Here is an 18,614-nt window from a genome sequence, read left to right on the forward strand (position 1 = left end):
ATATCCACTACGCGGCCACCATTGGCCGCGCTACCCGCCCACCACCGTCGTCAGGAACTCGGCCGTCCACTGCAGGAGTTCACGGCCCACCACCGGCTTGCCGCCGATCGTGCCGGTCGACGGGCGCGGCACCAGCACCTGCTTGACCGCGGGCTTGATGACGCTGCGCGGGTGCAGCCGCTTCAGCCGCAGCTCCTGCGACTCGCGCAACTCCACCGGCGCGAAGCGGATGTTGTTGCCCTGCAGGGTGATGTCGGTGACCCCGGCCCGCCGGGCCAGCAGCCGCAGCCCCGCGACCAGCAGCAGGTTCTCCACCGGCTCGGGCAACTTGCCGTACCGGTCGGTGAGTTCCTCGCGCACCGCGGTGATGTCGTCCTCGGAGTTGACCGCGGCGATCGAACGGTAGGCCTGCAGCCGCAGCCGCTCCCCGGGCGCGTAGTCATGCGGAACGTGCGCGTCCACGGGCAGTTCGATCTTGACCTCCAGTGGCGCCTCCTCCTGCACCTCACCGGACTCCAGCGCCGCCCGGTAGTCCGCGACCGCCTCGCCCACCATCCGTACGTACAGGTCGAAGCCGACGCCCGCGATGTGGCCGGACTGCTCGCCGCCGAGCAGGTTGCCCGCGCCGCGGATCTCCAGGTCCTTCATCGCCACGTACATGCCCGCGCCCATCTCGGTGTGCTGGGCGATGGTGGCCAGCCGCTCGTGCGCGGTCTCGGTCAGCGGCTTCTCCGGCGGGTACAGGAAGTACGCGTAGCCGCGCTCGCGGCCCCGGCCCACCCGGCCACGCAGCTGGTGCAGCTGCGACAGGCCGAAGTTGTCGCCGCGCTCGACGATCAGGGTGTTGGCGTTGGAGATGTCGATACCGGACTCCACGATCGTGGTGGACACCAGCACGTCGAACTTCTTCTCCCAGAAGTCGACCACCACCTGCTCCAGCGTGTGCTCGCTCATCTGCCCGTGGGCGGTGGCGATGCGTGCCTCCGGAACCATCTCGCGCAGCCTCGCCGCGGCCCGGTCGATCGACTCCACCCGGTTGTGGATGTAGAAGACCTGCCCCTCACGCAGCAGTTCACGGCGGACCGCCGCCGCGATCTGCTTCTCCTCGTACGGGCCGACGAAGGTCAGCACCGGGTGCCGCTCCTCCGGCGGGGTGGTGATGGTGGACATCTCCCGGATGCCGGTGACCGCCATCTCCAGGGTGCGCGGAATCGGCGTCGCGGACATGGTCAGCACGTCCACGTTGGCCCGCAGCTTCTTCAACTGCTCCTTGTGCTCGACGCCGAAGCGCTGCTCCTCGTCCACGATCACCAGGCCCAGGTCCTTGAACCGGGTCTCGGAGGAGAACAGCCGGTGGGTGCCGATGACCACGTCCACCGACCCCTCCTTCAGCCCCTCCAGCACCGCCTTGGCCTCGGTGTCGGTCTGGAACCGGGACAACGCCCGCACATTGACCGGGAACTGGCCGTAGCGCTCGGAGAACGTGCCGAAGTGCTGCTGTACCAGCAAGGTGGTGGGGACGAGCACCGCCACCTGCTTGCCGTCCTGCACCGCCTTGAACGCCGCCCGCACGGCGATCTCGGTCTTGCCGTAGCCCACGTCGCCGCAGATCAGCCGGTCCATCGGGACCGACTTCTCCATGTCCTCCTTGACCTCGGCGATCGTGGTGAGCTGGTCGGGGGTCTCGGCGTACGGGAACGCGTCCTCCAGCTCGCGCTGCCAGGGGGTGTCCGCGCCGAAGGCGTGGCCGGGGGCCGCCATCCGCGCCGAGTACAGCTTGATCAGGTCGGCGGCGATCTCCTTGACCGCCTTCTTCGCCCGCGCCTTGGTCTTCGTCCAGTCGGCGCCGCCGAGCCGGTGCAGGGTCGGGGCCTCGCCGCCGACGTACTTGGTGATCTGCTCCAACTGGTCGGTGGGCACGAAGAGTCGGTCGCCCGGCTGGCCGCGCTTGGCCGGGGCGTACTCCACCAGCAGGTACTCGCGGGTGGCGCCCTGCACGGTGCGCTGCACCATCTCCACATACCGGCCCACGCCGTGCTGCTCGTGCACGATGTAGTCGCCGGACTGCAGGGTGAGCGGGTCGATGGTCTTGCGGCGCCGGGACGGCATCCGGCCCATGTCCTTGCTGGCGGACTTCTGGCCGGACAGGTCGGTCTCGGTCAGCACCGCCAGCCTCAGTTCCGGGTGCACGAAGCCGTGCTCGATGGAACCGCAGGCGACGTGCACGACGGACGGCTCGGGGGCGCTGGGCAGGTCCGCGTCCAGCCGGGCCGCGATGCCCTCGTTGCCGAGCACCTCGACGGTACGGGCGGCCGGACCGTGGCCCTCGGTGACGTAGACGGCGCGCCAGCCGTCGGCCAGCCAGCCCTTGGTGTCGGCGAGCGCACGGGCGCTGTCACCGCGGTACGTCTCGGGGGCGTGCATGCCCAACTTCAGCGTGTCGTCGTCCAGTTCGGCGTCGGCGGCGAACTGGCTCACCGACCACCACGCCATGCCGATCTCCCGGGCGCGGTCGCGCACGTCGGCCAGCGACCACAGCGATGCGGCGCCCAGGTCGATCGGCGCCTCGCCTCCACCGGCCGTCGCGGCCCAGGACGCCTCCAGGAACTCCCGGCTGGTGGCCACCAGATCCGCCGCCCGGGTGCGGATCCGCTCCGGGTCGCAGGCGACGGTCACACTGCCCGCGGGCATCACGTCCAGCAGCAGCTCCATGTCGTCCACCAGCACCGGGGCCAGCGACTCCATGCCCTCCACCGCGATGCCCTCGGCGATCTTGCCGAGCAGCTCGGCCAGACCCGGATGCGACTCGGCCAGCTCGGCGGCCTTGCGCCGCACCTCGTCGGTCAGCAGCAGCTCACGGCACGGCGGCGCCCACAGGCCGTGCTCGGCGACTTCCAGCGAGCGCTGGTCGGCGACCTTGAAGTAACGGATCTCCTCGACGTCGTCGCCCCAGAACTCGATCCGCAGCGGATGTTCCTCGGTGGGCGGAAAGACGTCCAGGATGCCGCCGCGGACCGCGAACTCGCCGCGCTTCTCGACGAGTTCGACACGGGCGTACGCCGCGGCGGCCAGGCCGTCCACGACCTCGCCGAGGTCGGCGGTCTCGCCGCTGCGCAGGCTCACGGGCTTCAGGTCGCCCAGGCCCTTGACCTGCGGTTGCAGTACGGAGCGTACGGGGGCGACCACGACGCTGACCGGGCCGGTGGACGGGTCGTCCTTGCTGGGGTGCGCCAGCCTGCGCAGCACCGCCAAGCGGCGGCCCACGGTGTCGGAGCGAGGGGAGAGGCGCTCGTGCGGGAGCGTCTCCCACGCGGGGTACTCCACGACCGCGTCGGGCGGCAGCAGTGAGCGCAGTGCGGCGGTCAGGTCCTCGGCCTCCCGGCCGGTGGCGGTCACGGCGAGTACGGGGCGGCCGGAGCGGGCCGCGAGTGCGGCGATCACGAACGGTCGGGCGCCGGGCGGGCCCACCAGGTCCAGGTGCGGGCGGGTGCCGTCGCCTGCGGCTTTCAGCGCCTCGGCGAGGTGGGGATCCTGGGTGACGACGTCGAGCAGACCGGACAGGCTCATGGGGGTCAGCGTACGTGAGCGCTCGCGCTGGCGTTTCGGGGTTCGGCCCTGGTCCCGTCCACCTTCGCGGTGCCGCCGCGCACGACGGGCGTCCGGTTCCGGTTCGCGGCGGGTGGGTGGGAAAAAGCCCCCGCAGCGCGGCCGCCAGCCCAAGCCCCGCGCCCGCCGTGCGCAACGGCGAGCGAAGGCCGACGGCAATCGGGTGGGCGGGTGGGTGGGCGAGCCCCCGAATGTCGGCGCGCCCCCTCAGGAGTCGGACTGAACGGCCGTCAGGGCCTGCGCGACCACGCCCGCGACGAGTTCGACCTGCCAGGGCCGCGCCCCCCGCTCCGCGAGCCGTGCGGCAACCGCCTCCGCGCTCGGCTCCGCCGGTGGCTCCCAGCACACCCGCCGCACCGCGTCCGGCGCCACCAGATTCTCCTGCGGCACATTGAGCCGCTCCGCCAGCGCACTGACCGCCGCCCGCGCGGCGCTGAGCCGGGCCGCCGCGGCCGGATCCTTGTCGGTCCACGAGCGGGGCGGCGGCGGACCCCCCTGGACAGGGCCGAGTTGCGGCTGGTCCCGCTCGGGCAGCGCCCGCGCCCGGTCCACCGCGGCCTGCCAGACGTCCAGTTGACGGCGGCCCATCCGGTTGCCGAACCCGGGCAGCGCGGCGAGCGCGTGCACGTTCGGCGGCATCGCAAGCGCCGCCGCGACGATCGCGGCATCGCTCAGCACCCGCCCGGGCGAGACATCGCGCTGTCGCGCGATCTCGTCCCGTACCGTCCACAACTCCCGTACCACGCCAAGCTGTCGGCGCCGTCGCACCTTGTGCATACCCGAGGTGCGCCGCCAGGGGTCGGTGCGCGGCGCGGGCGGCGGTGCGGCGGCGATCGCCGCGAACTCCTGCAGCGCCCACTCCAGTTTGCCCTGCTCGCGCAGCTCGGCCTCCAGCGCGTCGCGCAGGTCGACCAGCAGTTCCACATCGAGCGCGGCGTAGCGCAACCACGGCTCGGGCAGCGGGCGGGTGGACCAGTCGACGGCCGAGTGGCCCTTCTCCAGGGCGTAACCGAGCACGTTCTCCACCATGGCGCCCAGGCCCACCCGGGCGAAGCCCGCCAGCCGTCCGGCGAGTTCGGTGTCGAAGATCCGGCCCGGCCGCATCCCTATCTCGGCCAGGCACGGCAGGTCCTGGGTGGCCGCGTGCAGCACCCACTCGGTGTCGGCGAGCACCTCGCCGAGCGCGGACAGGTCAGAACAGGCGACGGGGTCGATCAGCGCGGTCCCTGCTCCGGCGCGGCGCAGCTGGACCAGATAGGCCCGCTGTCCGTAGCGGTAGCCGGAAGCGCGCTCGGCGTCGACGGCGACGGGACCGGTGCCCGCGGCGAATGCCGACACGACTGCGGCGAGCGCCTCCGGGCTTGCGGTCACCGGCGGGATGCCCTCGCGCGGGTCCAGCAGCGGGACCGGCGCCGGGATTGCTTCGCTTGCTGCGGTCTCTCGGGCGTCGGTCACCCGTCAAGGGTAGCCGGGACCACTCATGCGTCGCGCCCGTCGATGGAACGTTCCATGAACGGGCGCGGTCGGCCGTGGTGGGGCGGCGGGCTTAGTGGATGATGCCGGTACGCAGCGCCACGGCCACCATCCCGGCCCGGTCGCCGGTGCCGAGCTTGCGGGCGATACGGGCCAGATGGCTCTTGACGGTGAGGGCGGACAGGCCCATCGACACGCCGATCGCCTTGTTGGACTGCCCCTCGGCCACCAGCCGGAGCACCTCCACCTCGCGCCCCGACAGCTCCCGGTAGCCGCCGGGGTGGCCGGGCGCGCCCGGCGGGCGGCGCTGCAGTCGGGCGCCGGGTGCCCCGATCGGGGCGGCACCGGGGCGCTGGGCGAGACCTACATTCGTACGGGTGCCGGTGACGACGTAGCCCTTGACGCCGCCGGCCAGCGCGTTGCGCACCGCGCCGATGTCGTCGGCGGCGGAGAGCGCGAGTCCGTTGGGCCAGCCCGCCGCCCTGGTCTCGGCGAGCAGGGTGAGCCCGGAACCGTCGGGCAGATGTACGTCGGCGACGCAGATATCGCGCGGAGTGCCGACCCGGGGACGGGCCTCCGCGATCGACGACGCCTCGATCACGTCGCGTACGCCGAGTGCCCACAGATGCCGGGTGACAGTGCTGCGGACACGCGGGTCGGCGACGACGACCATGGCAGTCGGCTTGATCGGGCGGTAGGCGACCAGGCTTGTGGGGTGGTCGAGAAGAACCGACACCGGGCCTCCTGTGACGTGGCGGAACCGGACCGGCCGGTGGGGGAGGGGGCCGGTGCTCCGAGGGGGATTAAGGTCACAGTCCTCTTCGGCAGTATCGGAACGGTCCTTTAGGCAAAGATCACGATTTATTCCGTAACATTCCGGGCAAGTCGGTTACCAGGGTGATCGATTCCGAACAAAAGAGCCAACGGATCGATCAATGAAGGGCATGCGGCCCGCCGTCCGGCAACCGACCGTGACCGTGGATCGTTATCGCGGCCCACGCCGGTTCGGTAGCGACACCACCCCGTCGCCGCCCCCGTCACCCAACGCCGGAGGCAGCCCGGCACCGGTGCACAGCAGCTCGCACCAGGCCGCCAGATGCGCCGCCGTGTCGGGGAACCCGGCCGCCGTGTCCGCGGGCGTCCATGACGCCCGGACCTCGATCTCCGTACTGGCCGCACGGTCCGCCAGCGTCCCGAAGTGGTGCGAGGAGCTGCACGAGACGGTGCCGCTCGGCTCGCTGTACCCCGCGCCGCGTGCCTCCAGCGCACCGGTCAGCCAGGACCAGCACACGTCCGGCAGCAGTGGATCGGCCGCCATCTCCGGCTCAAGCTCGGCGCGGGCCAAGGTGACCACCCGGAACGTGCCGTGCCAGGCGTCCTGCCCGGCCGGGTCGTGCAGCAGCACCAGCCTGCCGTCCGCCAGTTCCTCCCCCTCGACGACCACCGACGCTTCCACCGCGTACGCGTACCGGGCCAGCCGTTTGGGGGCCGGGATCTGCGCCAGTTCCACCTCGGCCCGCGTCCGGGCGGTTTCCAGTGCCTCCACCGCCCGTTGGAATACGAGCGGTACCCCATCCTCGTCCGCGAGGTGCCCCTGAGCCGCGACCATGCCCGGAAGACTAGGCCGCTGGCCCCCTTCGGCATCGGAGGAACACCGGTATGGGCGGGTCGTCCCTTCGGCTGACACCCGGTCGGCATTCGGCGGACATTCGGCCCGTGCGAAGATTCATCCGTGAATGCTGAGCAGCGGACAGACCAAGCACGCCACCGGACCGCCGATTCGGCGTTCATCCGGGCCTGTCGACGCGAGCCGGTGCCGCACACCCCGGTGTGGTTCATGCGGCAGGCCGGGCGTTCGCTGCCCGAGTACCGCAAGGTCCGCGAGGGCACCGGGATGCTCGAATCGTGCACGCGCCCCGACCTCGTCACCGAGATCACGCTGCAACCGGTTCGGCGCCACAAGGTGGACGCCGCCATCTACTACAGCGACATCGTCGTCCCGCTCAAGGCTATCGGCCTCGACCTCGACATCAAGCCGGGCGTCGGCCCGGTGGTCGCCGAGCCGATCACCACTCGCGCCGACCTCGACCGGCTGCGCCCGCTGGACCCGGACGACGTCGGCTACGTCACCGAAGCGGTCGGCATGCTGACCGGTGAACTCGGCGCCACCCCGCTGATCGGCTTCGCGGGCGCGCCGTTCACCCTGGCGAGCTACCTCGTCGAGGGCGGCCCGTCCCGCAACCACGAGCGCACCAAGGCGCTGATGTACGGCGACCCGCAGCTGTGGGCGGACCTGCTCGACAGGCTCGCCGACATCACCGCCGCCTTCCTGAAGGTGCAGATCGAGGCGGGCGTCTCGGCCGTGCAGCTGTTCGACTCCTGGGCCGGCGCGCTCGCCCCCGACGACTACCGTCGCTCCGTCATGCCCGCCTCGGCCAAGGTCTTCGACGCGGTCGCGCCGTACGGCGTGCCGCGCATCCACTTCGGCGTCGGCACCGGCGAGTTGCTCGGCCTGATGGGCGAAGCGGGCGCGGACGTGGTGGGCGTCGACTGGCGGGTTCCGCTCGCCGAGGCCGCCCGCCGGGTGGGCCCGCACAAGGCGCTCCAGGGCAACCTCGACCCCGCCGTGCTGTTCGCCCCCGAGCAGGCCGTACGGGCCAAGGCGCACGAGGTGCTGGAGTCGGCCAAGGCCGCGCCCGGGCACGTCTTCAACCTCGGGCACGGCGTGCTGCCCAACACCGACCCGGACGCGCTCACCCGCCTCGTGGAGTACGTCCACACCACGACCGAGGCACGCTGACGGCGGGTGGCACAGTGGAGGGCATGAACGCGCACACCGGGCACGTCCTCGTGGTCGGCGGCGGCATCTCGGGACTGGCCGCCGCGTTCCACCTGGTCACCGGCGGGGCCCGGGTGACGGTGCTGGAGGCCTCGGACCGGCTCGGCGGCAAGCTGTACGCCGACGAGATCGCCGGAGTGCCGGTCGACCTCGGCGCCGAGGCGATGCTCGCGCGGCGCCCGGAGGCGGTGCGGCTGGCCCGGGACGTCGGTATCGGCGACCAGCTGGAGCCGCCCGCCACCGCACGGGCCGCGCTGTGGACCCGGGGTCGGCTGCGGCCGATGCCGCGCGGCCACATCATGGGCGTGCCCGGCGACCTCGGGCCGCTGTCCGCCTCCGGAGTGCTCTCGCCCGCCGGGCTGGCCCGGCTGCCGCTGGACCATGTGCTGCCGCGCACCGAGATCGGCGAGGACGTCGCCATCGGCGAGTACGTTGCCGCACGGCTCGGCCGGGAGGTCGTCGACCGGCTGGTCGAGCCGCTGCTCGGTGGGGTCTACGCGGGCAACGCCTACCAGATCTCGCTGCGCGCCGCCGTCCCACAGCTCTACCAGGCGGCGCGCGGCCGCCGCTCGCTGATCGAGGCGGTACGCGCCATGCAGCGCCGCACCGACGCGGCCGCGCAGGACACACCTGTGTTCATGGGCGTGCGCGGCGGCGTGGGACGGCTGCCGCTGGCCGTCGCCGACGCCTGCCGGGAGGCGTGCGCGGACATCAGGACCGGTACCGAGGTGCGCGAGCTGCGCCGCACCTCCTCGGGCTGGCAGGTGGTCACCCGGGGGACCGGCGGCCAGACGGTGCTGGAGGCCGACGCGGTGGTGCTCGCGGTGCCCGCACCGGCCGCCGCCCGGTTGCTCGGCGCCGAATCGCCCGTCGCCGCGGCCGAGTTGGGCACCGTGGAGTACGCCAGCGTGGCGCTGGTCACCATGGCGTTCCGCCGTCGCGACCTGCTGAACATGCCCGACGGCAGTGGTTTCCTGGTGCCCCCGGTGGACCGCCAGACCATCAAGGCGTCCACCTTCTCCAGCCGCAAGTGGGGCTGGCTCGACGAGGCCGGAGGGGACACCTTCGTGCTGCGCACCTCGGTCGGCCGGTACGGCGAGGAGACCGACCTGGCGTGGGACGACACCGACCTGGTGCGGCTGTCCCGGGAGGACCTCGCGGAGGCGGCCGGGATCACCGCGGCGCCCGTCGCGGCCCGGGTGACCCGGTGGGACGGCGGGCTGCCGCAGTACCCGGTAGGACATCTGGACCGGGTGGCCAGGATCCGCGAGCAGGTCGCCAAGCTGCCGGGCATGTCGGTGTGCGGGGCGGTCTACGAGGGTGTGGGCATCCCGGCGTGCGTCGCCAGCGCCCGCAGGGCCGCCGACGAGGTGCTGCGGACCCTCGCCGGACGGTCGGCGGGCACCCTGCGGCCGGGCATCCAGGACGGCGCGGGAGAATAGCCGCATGACCGAGAATGCTGCCCCCGCCAAGGCCCCCAACGCGGGCAAGAAGGCCCGTGACCTCAACGAAGTGATCCGCTACACCCTCTGGTCGGTGTTCCGGCTGCGCACCCCGCTGCCCGAGGACCGCTCCGGCTACGCGGACGAGGTCGAGGAGCTGTTCGAGCAGCTCGCCGCGAAGGACGTCACGATCCGTGGCACCTACGACCTGTCGGGTCTGCGGGCCGACGCCGACATCATGATCTGGTGGCACTCCGAGACCTCGGACGCGCTCCAGGAGGCGTACAACCTCTTCCGCCGCACCCGGCTCGGCCGCGCCCTGGAGCCGGTCTGGTCGAACATGGCGCTGCACCGCCCGGCCGAGTTCAACAAGGCGCACATCCCGGCGTTCCTCGCCGATGAGAAGCCGCGCGACTATGTGAGCGTCTACCCGTTCGTGCGGTCCTACGACTGGTACCTGCTGCCCGACGAGGACCGGCGCCGGATGCTCGCCGAGCACGGCAAGATGGCCCGCGGCTACCCGGACGTGCGCGCCAACACCGTCGCCTCCTTCTCGCTCGGTGACTACGAGTGGATCCTCGCCTTCGAGGCCGACGAGCTGTACCGCATCGTCGACCTGATGCGGCACCTGCGCGCCTCCGAGGCCCGCCGCCACGTCCGCGAGGAGATCCCGTTCTTCACCGGCCGCCGCAAGGCCGTCGCCGACCTGGTCGCGGGCCTGGCGTAAGGCCCTTCCGGCGGGTCGCCCGCCCGGGGGCCGAGGCGGGTCCGGCTCACACCGTCGTGGCTGCTCGCCGTCGCGGCGCGGACTCCATGCCGCCACGACGCCGAGCGACCACGACCGGGGAGCCCGGCGGTGCGCAACTCGCCGCCGTCGGCCGACTTCCCGAGTGGACGGCCGACCTCCCCGCCCGACCCGCGGTTCCCTCCGCCCGTCGCGGCGGGCAGCGGCGCCCTTTCTCCCCCCACGATGGCGAAAAGCCACGCACCGCAGCCCGGCGGTGCCCAACCGACCGCAACGGGCTGGCGACCCCGGCCGACAACCGGGCCGCAGGCCGCGCCTCACGCCGCCCGGCGTGACCCCAGCGCGGCGCGCAGCGCCGGATCGCCGAGCGCCATGGGACCGCGCAGCGCCAACGCCATCAGCAGGGTGCGGTCGTCCGCGCGACCGGCAAGCGCCGCCGTACCACTGGCCAGGGGGTGCCGCAGCCGGGGCACGGGTATCGCCCGCAGCAGCTCCTGCCCAGCGGGCGAAGCCCAGCGGGTGTAGGGATGCACCTCGATTCGGGCGATGACCAGGCAGCTGACGGTCAGCACCAGCGGCAGCACGAACCACAGCGCGTCCGAGCCGTCCCCACCAGGCCGGTCGAGACCGGTGGAGGCGGCCAGCAGGCCGCACACCAGCACGGTGGCGGCCCACGTCTGCCGGATCCCCGCCGCCATCGCGTCCCGGGCCGTCGCGGGCACCGCCAGACCGGCCGAGGCCAGCCGGTCACCGAGCGCGCGTACACAGTCGGCGGCGGCGTGCACCGTACGCACCGCCGGTATCAGGCACTGGCCGCCCGGTCCTATCGAGGCGATCAGTGAACGCTCCACCTCATCGCGGCCGACCGGATCCACCACCGTCGCCCAACCGGTGTGCGCGAGCAGCAGCCGTCGCTGCCGGGACATCGCGACCATCGCCAGATCGGTGACCCGGCCGGGCCCACCGGCGAGGAACGCCGCCTCATACAAGCCGAGTTCGCCCTCTCCGGCCGCCACGCGGCCGGAACCGTCGGCGGGCACCGGCGACTCACGGGCGGCGACCACCGCCGCCCGGCACAGCCGTGCGCAGGACACGAGCGCCGCCCCCCAGGCGACGACGACCAGGAAAACCCACATACGCGTGTTGTACTGGATGCCACTGACAAACCGCCCCGGAATTTCGGCCGTGGGGGTCCGGGCGACCATTGGCATCCGCCGAAAAGTCCCCAACCAGACGGTTCAGAGCTGGATTTGAGGTTGCGCTCTGGCGGTGCACCGCGGTCCGGACCAGACTGGCGCGCCATGGGGTCCGAAACGGACGGGCGAAGCCGCGGAAACATCCCGGACACGGTGGACGTGCTCGTCATCTGCGGAGCGGCGGGCGTGGGGAAGAGGTCCACCGCCCACGAGGTGTCGCGTTGGCTGGCCGCGGACTCGATGGCGCACGCGGTCCTCGACTGCGACGAACTGGACCGTATCCACCCCTGGCCTATGCCGGGCCTGCCGCCGTGGGAGATGGCCCGCCGCAATCTCGCCGCGGTGTGGGCCAACTACGCCGATCTGGGCCACCATCGGCTGATGCTGACCGGCGTCTTCGCCGACCTGCGACAGGAGTTGCCGTGGATAGCCGAGGCGGTGCCCGCCGCGGCGTTCACGGTGGTACGGCTCACCGCCGGACTCGATGTGCTCAGGGAACGGGTGCTGCGCCAGCGGATTCGCGGCCGGGCCGAGGAACAACTGCAAGCGGCGGCACGCCAGTTGGAGGAGATCGCGCTTTCCGACCCCCCGGGCACGCTGGTCGTGGACACTGGCGGCGTGGGCGTACGCGAGGTGGCCGACCGGGTCATCGCGCTGTGGCCCGCGGTGGCGCCCACGGGCGACGTCTCGTGAGAGACGGCCCGGGGGCGGTCAGCGCAGCGCCGGGTGGTCCGCGATGACCGTGCAGGAACCGGGCGCGATCTCGGTGAAGCCCGCGTCGCGCACCAACGGCAGCCCGCTTTCGGCCAGTTCCGCCCAGTACGACGGCTTCGGGGTGCGCACGGCGAGTGCGAAGCCGGAGTCCCGCCAGGCGGTACGGGCGGCGTCGGGCAGCGCCCACCAGGCCAGTTGGGCGGCGTGCCCGGTCTGGGCCATCGCCTTGCCCGCCGACATCTCCAGGTCGGGATTGAGCCACAGCACGGGCAGTTGCGGGTCCGGCGCGCCCACTGGCTCCGGGTCGGCCAGTTCGGTGCCGGAGACCTGCAGCTTGGCCAGTTCCTTCGGCCAGCCGTCCAGCGGTACCGGCGGATACACCCGCACGCGCGCCGACCGGCCCTCCACCGTGATGCCCGGCAGCGACTCGGCCCGCCGCCACTCCGCGCCGCGCGCCCGGCGCACCACCTTGCGTATCCGGCCGTCCTCCCAGCCGCGCAGCAGTTCCGCCCACTCGCCGCCGTCCGCCGTGCGCGGGTCGGAGAGGAAGGCCAGCACCGCCCGCGCCGATGTCTCCAGGGCGTCGGTACGCGCCGGGGGAGCGTCGCGCTCGATGCGGACCACGAGCGGCAGGACGAACTGCGGTGCGGCGTCACGGTCCGCGGCCGCCGGGGCGGCGGGATCGGCGAAGGGGTCAGCGCTGGTCACCGGCCCAGCATGCCATGCCCCCTACCTCGAACGGGTGAACGATCGGTGATGGGGGAACGCGCCCGCGGCAGGGCCCGTTGATCCGTACGACAGTCCTCCGCGCGACGGCGGAGGCATCGGGCACGGGGGGTGATCGGCATGAAGCTGGAAGCGGTGGGACGGCGCTACCGGATGCGCGGGCCATGGGTGCTGCGGGACATAGATCTCGATGTGCCCGCCGGTGCGCTGCTGCGGGTGGCGGGAGGAAACGGCAGCGGTAAGTCCACGCTGCTTCGGCTGCTCGCCGGGATCGACGCGCCGACCACCGGCCGGATCACCGGCCGTCCCCGAACCGCCTATGTACCGGAGCGCTTCGCGGCCACCCTGCCGTTCGACGCCGTCGGATACCTGGTCCATATGGGCCGGGTGCACGGGCTCTCCGGTCGGCAGGCGGCCGCCCGCACCGAGCGGTGGCTTGAGCGCTTCGGCATCACCGGCTTCGCGGACACCTCGCTGGACCGGCTGTCCAAGGGGACCGCGCAGAAGGTCGCCGTGGCCCAAGCCCTGCTGGCCGAGCCGGAGTTGCTGGTGCTCGACGAGGCGTGGACGGGGCTGGACACAGCGGCCCGCGCCCTGCTGGACGACGCGGTGACCGAGCGGGTGGCGGCGGGCGGCACCGCCGTGTACGTCGACCACGATCCACGGCGGCTCGCCGACGCCGCCCCCCAGGTCCACCGGGTGGCGGGCGGACGGCTCACCGGCGGGCGGGCCCCTGCCGACGCGGTGGCCCGGGTGGTGATCGAGGCGGAGGGCACTGGCGAACCGCCCGCCGCCCTTGTGCCGCACAACCGGGAGGCCGGGCCGCGGGCGGGTGGCCTTGGGCGGCTGCGGATCACCGTGCCCGCCGACCAGTCCGACGCCGCGCTGCGCGCACTGCTGGGCGCGGACCCGCCCTGGCACATCCGCGCGGTGCGCACCACCGGCGGCGCGAGTTCTTCGGGAGCGGTGCGATGAAAGCCCTACTGCGCTACCAGGCGGCGCTGCTGCTGCGCTCGCAACGCTGGCTTCCGCCGCTGCTGCTCTACGGCGTGATCACGGGCATCGGCATCCAGTCGGGCCAGCCGCTGCTGGACTCCCTCGGCTTCTCGGCCGGGGCGATCCTGCCGGTGGCCGCCTGGCTGGTTCGGGTCTGCGCGACCGGCGAGCCGCCCGCCGCCCGTGCCATCACCCAGGCCGCGGCCGGTCCCGTGAAGGTGCAACTCGCCTGTGTGGCAACGGCGTTCAGCGCCTCCCTGGCGCTCGGCACCGCGGGGACGCTGGCGGTCGCCGCCATCACCAGCCCCTACACCGACGACCACACCCTGCCGGTGCCGATAGGCCCGGCCCTGGCCGCCGGGCTGCTGGCCACGCTCGCCTGCGCCCTGCTCGGTACGGCGGTCGGCGCGCTGTGCAATCCGCCGGTGCTGCGGCGTCCCGGCTGGCCGATACCGGTCACCGCGCTGGCGGCGCTGCTGGTCCTGGTCGCCTCGGGTTCCCCGGCGAACGCCGCGGTCAGCGGCCTGGTCAGCGGGTCGCACACCGGCACGGTGCACTCCCCGGTACTCCCGCTGGCTCTCACGGCGGCCATCTGCGCCGCGGCCACGGCGCTCAGCTGCCGCCTGGCAGCGAGACGTTGAAGACCGCGCGGGCCGGGGGATGGCGGCAAAGCATTGGCGGCCCTGGCGGCGGCCGGAGCATGCTGAACCCATGCTGATCAGGGACGCGATGCTTGCCGACTGGCCCGCGATCTGGCAGTTCAGTGCGGGAGATCGTGGCGGCGGGGGAGACCTACACCTACCCCCGCGACCTGTCCGAGGAGCAGGCCCGCGCGATGTGGCTGCTGGAGCCACCGGGCCGGACGGTGGTGGCCGTGGACGACGACGGAGCCGTCCTCGGCACGGCCAAGATGAACCCCAACCACCTGGGCGGCGCCGCGCAATTCAGTCCTCGTCGGGGGTGAGCCGCAGCGAGATCGAGTTGATGCAGTACCGCTGGTCGGTCGGGGTCGGGTAGCCCTCGCCCTCGAAGACATGGCCCAGGTGGGAGCCGCAGCGGGCACAGCGCACCTCGGTGCGGACCATTCCGTGGGAGCGGTCCTCCAGCAGTTCGACGGCGTCGCTGTCCTTCGGGTCGTAGAAGGACGGCCAGCCGCAGTGCGAGGCGAACTTGGTGTCGGAACGGAACAGTTCGGCCCCGCAGGCGCGGCAGGAGTAGACGCCCTTCGTCGTGGTGTCGGTGTACTCGCCGGTGAAGGCGGGCTCGGTGCCCGCCTGGCGCAGTACCGCGTACTCGGCGGGGGACAGCTCCGCACGCCACTGCTCGTCCGGCTTGTCGACCTCGTACGGCATCGCTCGCTCCTCAGCTCTCCACGGCGGCAAGGCGGGCCAGGATCTTCGGACCGAGTTCGGTCACATCGCCCGCCCCCATGGTGAGAACGAGATCACCGGGCTTGGCCATTCCGGCGATCCGGTCCGGGACGGCCCCCTTGTCGTGCTCCGCGTCGACGTCGGCGGACTTGGCGGCGGCCGCCTCGATGATCAGCGCGCTGGTGACGCCCGGGATCGGGTCCTCACGGGCCGGGTAGATGTCCAGCACCAGGCAGGCGTCGGCCAGCGCGAGGGCCTCGCCCATCTCGGTCGCCAACTGCTGGGTGCGGCTGAACAGATGGGGCTGGAAGACCACCAGCACCCGGCCGTCGCCCGCGCTGCCGCGGATGGCTTCGAGGTCGGCCGCGATCTCGGTGGGGTGGTGCGCGTAGGAGTCGATGACCTGTACCCCGGCGGCGCTGCCCTTGAGCTGGAGGCGGCGCTTGACCCCCGTGTAGGAGGCGAGCGCGGGGGCGAGGTCGGCGGCCGGGACACCCAGCGCGGTGCCCGCGGTGAGTGCGGCGACGGCGTTGTGCGCGTAGTGGCGGCCGGGCACGGAGACCGTGAAGGTCAGCTCCTCGTTGTCGAGCAGCACGGTGACCTCGCTGGTCAGGCCGTGCGGGGTGATGCCCACGACGCGTACGTCCGCGTCGGCCGCCTCGCCGTAGGTGACGATCCGCAGCCCGTCCCGGCCGCGCAGCCGCGCGGTCAGCTCGCGGGCGCCCGGGTGGTCGGCGGCGATCACCAGGGTGCCGCCGGGCACGATGCGGTCGGCGAAGGTCTCGAAGGACTCGTAGATCTCGTCCATCGAGGCGTAGTTGGCGTGGTGGTCGAGTTCCACGTTGAGCACGATCGCCACCTCGGGCGCGTACTTGTGGAAGCTGCGGTCGCTCTCGTCGGCCTCGGCCACGAAGATCTCACCGGCGCCGTGCCGCGCGTTGGAGCCGGGGGCGTCCAGGTCGCCGCCGATGGCGTAGGACGGGTCCAGGCCCAAGGTGGTGAGGCTGACCGCCAGCATCGAGGTGGTGGTGGTCTTCCCGTGTGTTCCGGCCACGGCGATCGCCCGGCGGTCCGTCATCAGCCCGGCCAGCGCGTCGGAGCGGTGCACGATCGGAACGCCGCGTTCGCGGGCCGCCGCCAGCTCCGGGTTGTCGTCACGGATGGCGCTGGAGACCACCACACAGGTGGCGTCCTCGGCCAGGTGCTCCGCCGCGTGCCCGATGTGCACGGTGGCGCCGAGCGCCCGCAGGGCGGCCGCGGTCTCGGAGTCCTTCGCGTCACTTCCCGCGACCCGCGCGCCGCGCGCCGCGAGGATCTTGGCGATGCCCGACATCCCGGCGCCGCCGATACCGATGAAGTGCGGTCGGGCCATGGCAGTGGGGACGGCGGGTGCCATACGCGGGCTCCTTCGATGGTGGCTGACAACTGCTCGGCCGTGATTGTCGCATCCTGCCCGCGGCCGAGCGGTCAGTGATCACTCGTTGTGCGCGTACAGCTTCAGTACGGGCACGCCCACGCTGTGGCGGGCACGGGAGGCCCAGTCACGGTGGAAGAACTCCTCCACCAGGTGGGGGGCGGTGAGCACGATCACCTCATCGGCGTTGGTCTTCTCCACGACCGAGCGCAGCAGGACGAGCGGATGGTCCTCGACGATCTCGCCGACCGCCTGCGCTCCCGCCCTGCGGAGTTCGCGCAGGCTGTGCTCCAGTGCCTGGGCCGCGGGGGCCAGGGCCTGGTTGCCCTCGGGCACCTCGTCCTCGTGCGCGGCGCTGCGCAGTTCGCCCAGGGCGACGTCGTCCAGTGCGCGCAGCAGCCGCTCCTGGTCGCCGCGCGGCTGCATCAGGACCACGAAGGAGACGGGCTCATCCGCGTGCAAGGTGGTGACAAGCTGCACGTCGACGGGGGCGAGCGGCTTCTCGATCATGAGTACGGTCGTGATCACGGACTCGTCCTTCTTTCTCGCGGGCCACTGAACCCCACAGAAACCATCCTGCCCCGAGTGCCTGTGGGGCGCGCCGAATATCCCCTTCTCTGACGACAAAAGCGGACCAAGCCCTTCCGTAGTGGGGGTCGTGCGGATGTCTGGATGCCCTGGGGGGCTTCCCCAGAGACAACGGAGGTCAGGCCCGGACGTAGCGGGTGAACAAGAATCCGTCCTCTTCGAGGATGGCCGCCGGAGCGAAGCGGGTGGGTACGGCCAGACCGGCACCGTCCATGATCCGTGGCTGGGTACCGGCGGCGATCAGCGGGGCGATGGACAGGCACAGCTCGTCGAGCACCTCGGCGGCGGCGAACTGCGCGAGCAGCCGCGGGCCGCCCTCGGTCAGCAACCTGGTCAGCCCACGGGCGGCCAGTACGCGCGCCACCTCGGCGGGGTCGACGCCCGGGCCCCGGCCCGCCACGACCACCTCGGCGCCGCAGTCCCGGGCGGCGCGCACCCGGTCCTGGTCGGCCTGGGCGCCGGTGAGCACCAGGGTCGGTACCAGCGGTTCGGTGAACAACGGAAGGGAGAAGTCCAGCTCCAGGCTGGCGCTGACCACGGCGATCACCGGCGCGACCGGCTGGCCGAGCGCCGCGCGGCGCTCGGCGAACGCGTCCCTGGCCTTCGCCGGGCGGTACTGCTCCTGCCGCACCGTCTCCGCGCCGACCACGATGGCGTCCGCCAGGCCGCGCAGGACGCCGAAGATCCGCATGTCGCCGGGCGAGGACAACGGCTGCGACCGCCCGTCGTGCCGGGCCGCCCCGTCCAGCGAGGCGACCATGTTCCCCCGCAGCCAGGCCGATGCGGCGGCGCGCGGCGCCGGATAGGCGTACGCGTCGGCCAGCGCGTCCAGACTGTCCAAGGAGGCCTCGCCGGGCGGGCACACAGGAAACAAGCGGCGCATGCGCCACAGTCTGGCACGCACCGCCCATGCCCCCGGCCCTCGGTTCCTCCGGCACTGCCGGTCCGCACGCACCCCGCGGTCCGCGCGGTTGCGGTTGTCCGCGGTGGTGTCGGGTTGTCGTTGTGGCGTCGGGTTGTCGTTGTGGTGTGTGTGGCGGGTTGCCGCGGTCCGGGGGGCGGCGCTCGTCGCGGTTGGAACAGCAACGCGGGCGTACAGGTTTGTGGTTGTTTGCGGTGTTCTGCGCGATGGGTTGGCGCGGGCAGAGGCGGCGCCTGTCGCTGTTGGTTCGACGCCGCCGGGTCTGCGCCGTCATGCTGGATCACCGTCGCGGCGGCAGAGGGTTACCGCGTCGGCGCCGAGACCACGGCGGACGCGGCAGGAATTCTCTCCGCCGCAATGGCGAGCGACCACGACGCCGGAGCCCGGCGGTCCCAACCTGGCCCCAACCCACCGGCGGCCCCAACTCGCCGCCGCCGCGAGGGGCGGCCCCCGGCACCCACCGTCCCCGGCGACCCGCCGCCGCGAACGCACCCCCGTCCCCGCGACCCCCGCCGTGCGCACCCGCAAATCCACCCCCGCCGCGCACCCCCCAAACCCACCCCGCCGCACGCACCCCCAAACC

The 18,614-nt window shown here is 72.7% G+C and carries 16 protein-coding genes and 1 pseudogene; 7 read left to right on the forward strand and 10 right to left on the reverse strand.

Annotated features, from left to right (window positions below):
- Window positions 1–30: 30 nt before the first annotated feature.
- From mfd to NON19_RS20835, 4 genes are all read right to left on the reverse strand, one after another.
- Window positions 31–3,567, reverse strand: a complete 3,537-nt coding sequence (gene mfd / locus NON19_RS20820; protein ID WP_255930213.1) for a transcription-repair coupling factor — start codon at window positions 3,565–3,567, stop codon at window positions 31–33.
- Window positions 3,568–3,813: 246 nt separating this feature from the next.
- Window positions 3,814–5,061 (reverse strand): HRDC domain-containing protein, encoded by a 1,248-nt coding sequence (locus NON19_RS20825; protein WP_255930215.1) that lies wholly within the window; start codon window positions 5,059–5,061, stop codon window positions 3,814–3,816.
- A 91-nt stretch (window positions 5,062–5,152) separates the two neighbouring features.
- A complete protein-coding gene (locus NON19_RS20830) occupies window positions 5,153–5,815 on the reverse strand; it encodes a response regulator transcription factor (RefSeq protein ID WP_255930217.1) in 663 nt (220 codons plus the stop codon).
- A 249-nt stretch (window positions 5,816–6,064) separates the two neighbouring features.
- Window positions 6,065–6,688 carry a DUF3000 domain-containing protein gene (locus tag NON19_RS20835; RefSeq protein WP_255930218.1) on the reverse strand — a complete coding sequence of 208 codons (624 nt, stop codon included), beginning with the start codon at window positions 6,686–6,688 and terminating at the stop codon, window positions 6,065–6,067.
- 123 nt (window positions 6,689–6,811) lie between these two features.
- Between NON19_RS20835 and hemE the strand changes: the two genes are divergently transcribed.
- From hemE to hemQ, 3 genes are read left to right on the forward strand one after another with little or no spacing between them, the layout of a single operon-like run.
- Complete coding sequence (gene hemE / locus NON19_RS20840; RefSeq protein WP_255930219.1) at window positions 6,812–7,879, forward strand: uroporphyrinogen decarboxylase; 1,068 nt, start codon at window positions 6,812–6,814, stop codon at window positions 7,877–7,879.
- Between the two features lie 23 nt (window positions 7,880–7,902).
- A complete protein-coding gene (hemG, locus tag NON19_RS20845) occupies window positions 7,903–9,360 on the forward strand; it encodes a protoporphyrinogen oxidase (RefSeq protein ID WP_255930220.1) in 1,458 nt (485 codons plus the stop codon).
- A gap of 4 nt (window positions 9,361–9,364) precedes the next feature.
- A complete protein-coding gene (gene hemQ, locus NON19_RS20850; protein ID WP_255930221.1) occupies window positions 9,365–10,087 on the forward strand; it encodes a hydrogen peroxide-dependent heme synthase in 723 nt (240 codons plus the stop codon).
- A 335-nt stretch (window positions 10,088–10,422) separates the two neighbouring features.
- On the opposite strand, the gene NON19_RS20855 is transcribed toward hemQ, so the two are convergent.
- Entirely contained in the window at window positions 10,423–11,241 is an 819-nt protein-coding gene (locus NON19_RS20855) for a TIGR04222 domain-containing membrane protein (RefSeq protein ID WP_255930222.1), read from the reverse strand.
- Between the two features lie 165 nt (window positions 11,242–11,406).
- Between NON19_RS20855 and NON19_RS20860 the strand changes: the two genes are divergently transcribed.
- The gene (locus tag NON19_RS20860; protein WP_255930223.1) at window positions 11,407–11,994 is read left to right on the forward strand and encodes an ATP-binding protein; all 588 of its coding nucleotides are present in this window, start codon (window positions 11,407–11,409) and stop codon (window positions 11,992–11,994) included.
- Between the two features lie 18 nt (window positions 11,995–12,012).
- On the opposite strand, the gene NON19_RS20865 is transcribed toward NON19_RS20860, so the two are convergent.
- Window positions 12,013–12,723 carry a peptidyl-tRNA hydrolase gene (locus tag NON19_RS20865; protein ID WP_255930224.1) on the reverse strand — a complete coding sequence of 237 codons (711 nt, stop codon included), beginning with the start codon at window positions 12,721–12,723 and terminating at the stop codon, window positions 12,013–12,015.
- 138 nt (window positions 12,724–12,861) lie between these two features.
- Here NON19_RS20865 and NON19_RS20870 point away from each other — a divergent pair, with 138 nt between their 5' ends.
- The 3 genes and pseudogenes from NON19_RS20870 to NON19_RS20880 form a co-directional block, all read left to right on the forward strand.
- Window positions 12,862–13,716 carry an ATP-binding cassette domain-containing protein gene (locus NON19_RS20870; protein WP_255930225.1) on the forward strand — a complete coding sequence of 285 codons (855 nt, stop codon included), beginning with the start codon at window positions 12,862–12,864 and terminating at the stop codon, window positions 13,714–13,716.
- Window positions 13,713–14,378 (forward strand): ABC transporter, encoded by a 666-nt coding sequence (locus NON19_RS20875; RefSeq protein ID WP_255930226.1) that lies wholly within the window; start codon window positions 13,713–13,715, stop codon window positions 14,376–14,378. The genes NON19_RS20870 and NON19_RS20875 overlap by 4 nt, the downstream gene beginning before the upstream one ends.
- Before the next feature lie 70 nt (window positions 14,379–14,448).
- Window positions 14,449–14,686 (forward strand): annotated as a pseudogene (locus NON19_RS20880) (GNAT family N-acetyltransferase); the annotation flags it as partial.
- On the opposite strand, the gene msrB reads toward NON19_RS20880, so the two are convergent.
- From msrB to NON19_RS20900, 4 genes are all read right to left on the reverse strand, one after another.
- Complete coding sequence (gene msrB / locus NON19_RS20885; protein ID WP_255930227.1) at window positions 14,682–15,089, reverse strand: peptide-methionine (R)-S-oxide reductase MsrB; 408 nt, start codon at window positions 15,087–15,089, stop codon at window positions 14,682–14,684. The pseudogene NON19_RS20880 and the gene msrB overlap by 5 nt on opposite strands.
- 10 nt (window positions 15,090–15,099) lie before the next feature.
- Window positions 15,100–16,503 carry a UDP-N-acetylmuramate--L-alanine ligase gene (gene murC, locus NON19_RS20890; RefSeq protein ID WP_255930228.1) on the reverse strand — a complete coding sequence of 468 codons (1,404 nt, stop codon included), beginning with the start codon at window positions 16,501–16,503 and terminating at the stop codon, window positions 15,100–15,102.
- Window positions 16,504–16,581: 78 nt separating this feature from the next.
- Window positions 16,582–17,049, reverse strand: a complete 468-nt coding sequence (locus NON19_RS20895; protein WP_255930229.1) for an indole-3-glycerol phosphate synthase — start codon at window positions 17,047–17,049, stop codon at window positions 16,582–16,584.
- A 178-nt stretch (window positions 17,050–17,227) separates the two neighbouring features.
- The gene (locus NON19_RS20900; RefSeq protein ID WP_255930230.1) at window positions 17,228–17,992 is read right to left on the reverse strand and encodes a pyrimidine reductase family protein; all 765 of its coding nucleotides are present in this window, start codon (window positions 17,990–17,992) and stop codon (window positions 17,228–17,230) included.
- Between the last annotated feature and the right edge of the window lie 622 nt (window positions 17,993–18,614).

This window comes from Streptantibioticus rubrisoli, from assembly GCF_024436055.1.
In the GTDB taxonomy this organism is placed as follows: Bacteria; Actinomycetota; Actinomycetes; order Streptomycetales; family Streptomycetaceae; genus Streptantibioticus_A; species Streptantibioticus_A rubrisoli.

Coding starts and splice junctions, on each gene's coding strand:
- murC (WP_255930228.1), bottom strand. CDS start 16,503: ATGGCACCCGCCGTCCCCACTGCCATGGCCCGACCGCACTTCATCGGT.
- mfd (WP_255930213.1), bottom strand. CDS start 3,567: ATGAGCCTGTCCGGTCTGCTCGACGTCGTCACCCAGGATCCCCACCTC.
- NON19_RS20875 (WP_255930226.1), top strand. CDS start 13,713: ATGAAAGCCCTACTGCGCTACCAGGCGGCGCTGCTGCTGCGCTCGCAA.
- NON19_RS20835 (WP_255930218.1), bottom strand. CDS start 6,688: ATGGTCGCGGCTCAGGGGCACCTCGCGGACGAGGATGGGGTACCGCTC.
- hemG (WP_255930220.1), top strand. CDS start 7,903: ATGAACGCGCACACCGGGCACGTCCTCGTGGTCGGCGGCGGCATCTCG.
- NON19_RS20855 (WP_255930222.1), bottom strand. CDS start 11,241: ATGTGGGTTTTCCTGGTCGTCGTCGCCTGGGGGGCGGCGCTCGTGTCC.
- msrB (WP_255930227.1), bottom strand. CDS start 15,089: ATGCCGTACGAGGTCGACAAGCCGGACGAGCAGTGGCGTGCGGAGCTG.
- hemQ (WP_255930221.1), top strand. CDS start 9,365: ATGACCGAGAATGCTGCCCCCGCCAAGGCCCCCAACGCGGGCAAGAAG.
- NON19_RS20860 (WP_255930223.1), top strand. CDS start 11,407: ATGGGGTCCGAAACGGACGGGCGAAGCCGCGGAAACATCCCGGACACG.
- NON19_RS20900 (WP_255930230.1), bottom strand. CDS start 17,992: ATGCGCCGCTTGTTTCCTGTGTGCCCGCCCGGCGAGGCCTCCTTGGAC.
- NON19_RS20870 (WP_255930225.1), top strand. CDS start 12,862: ATGAAGCTGGAAGCGGTGGGACGGCGCTACCGGATGCGCGGGCCATGG.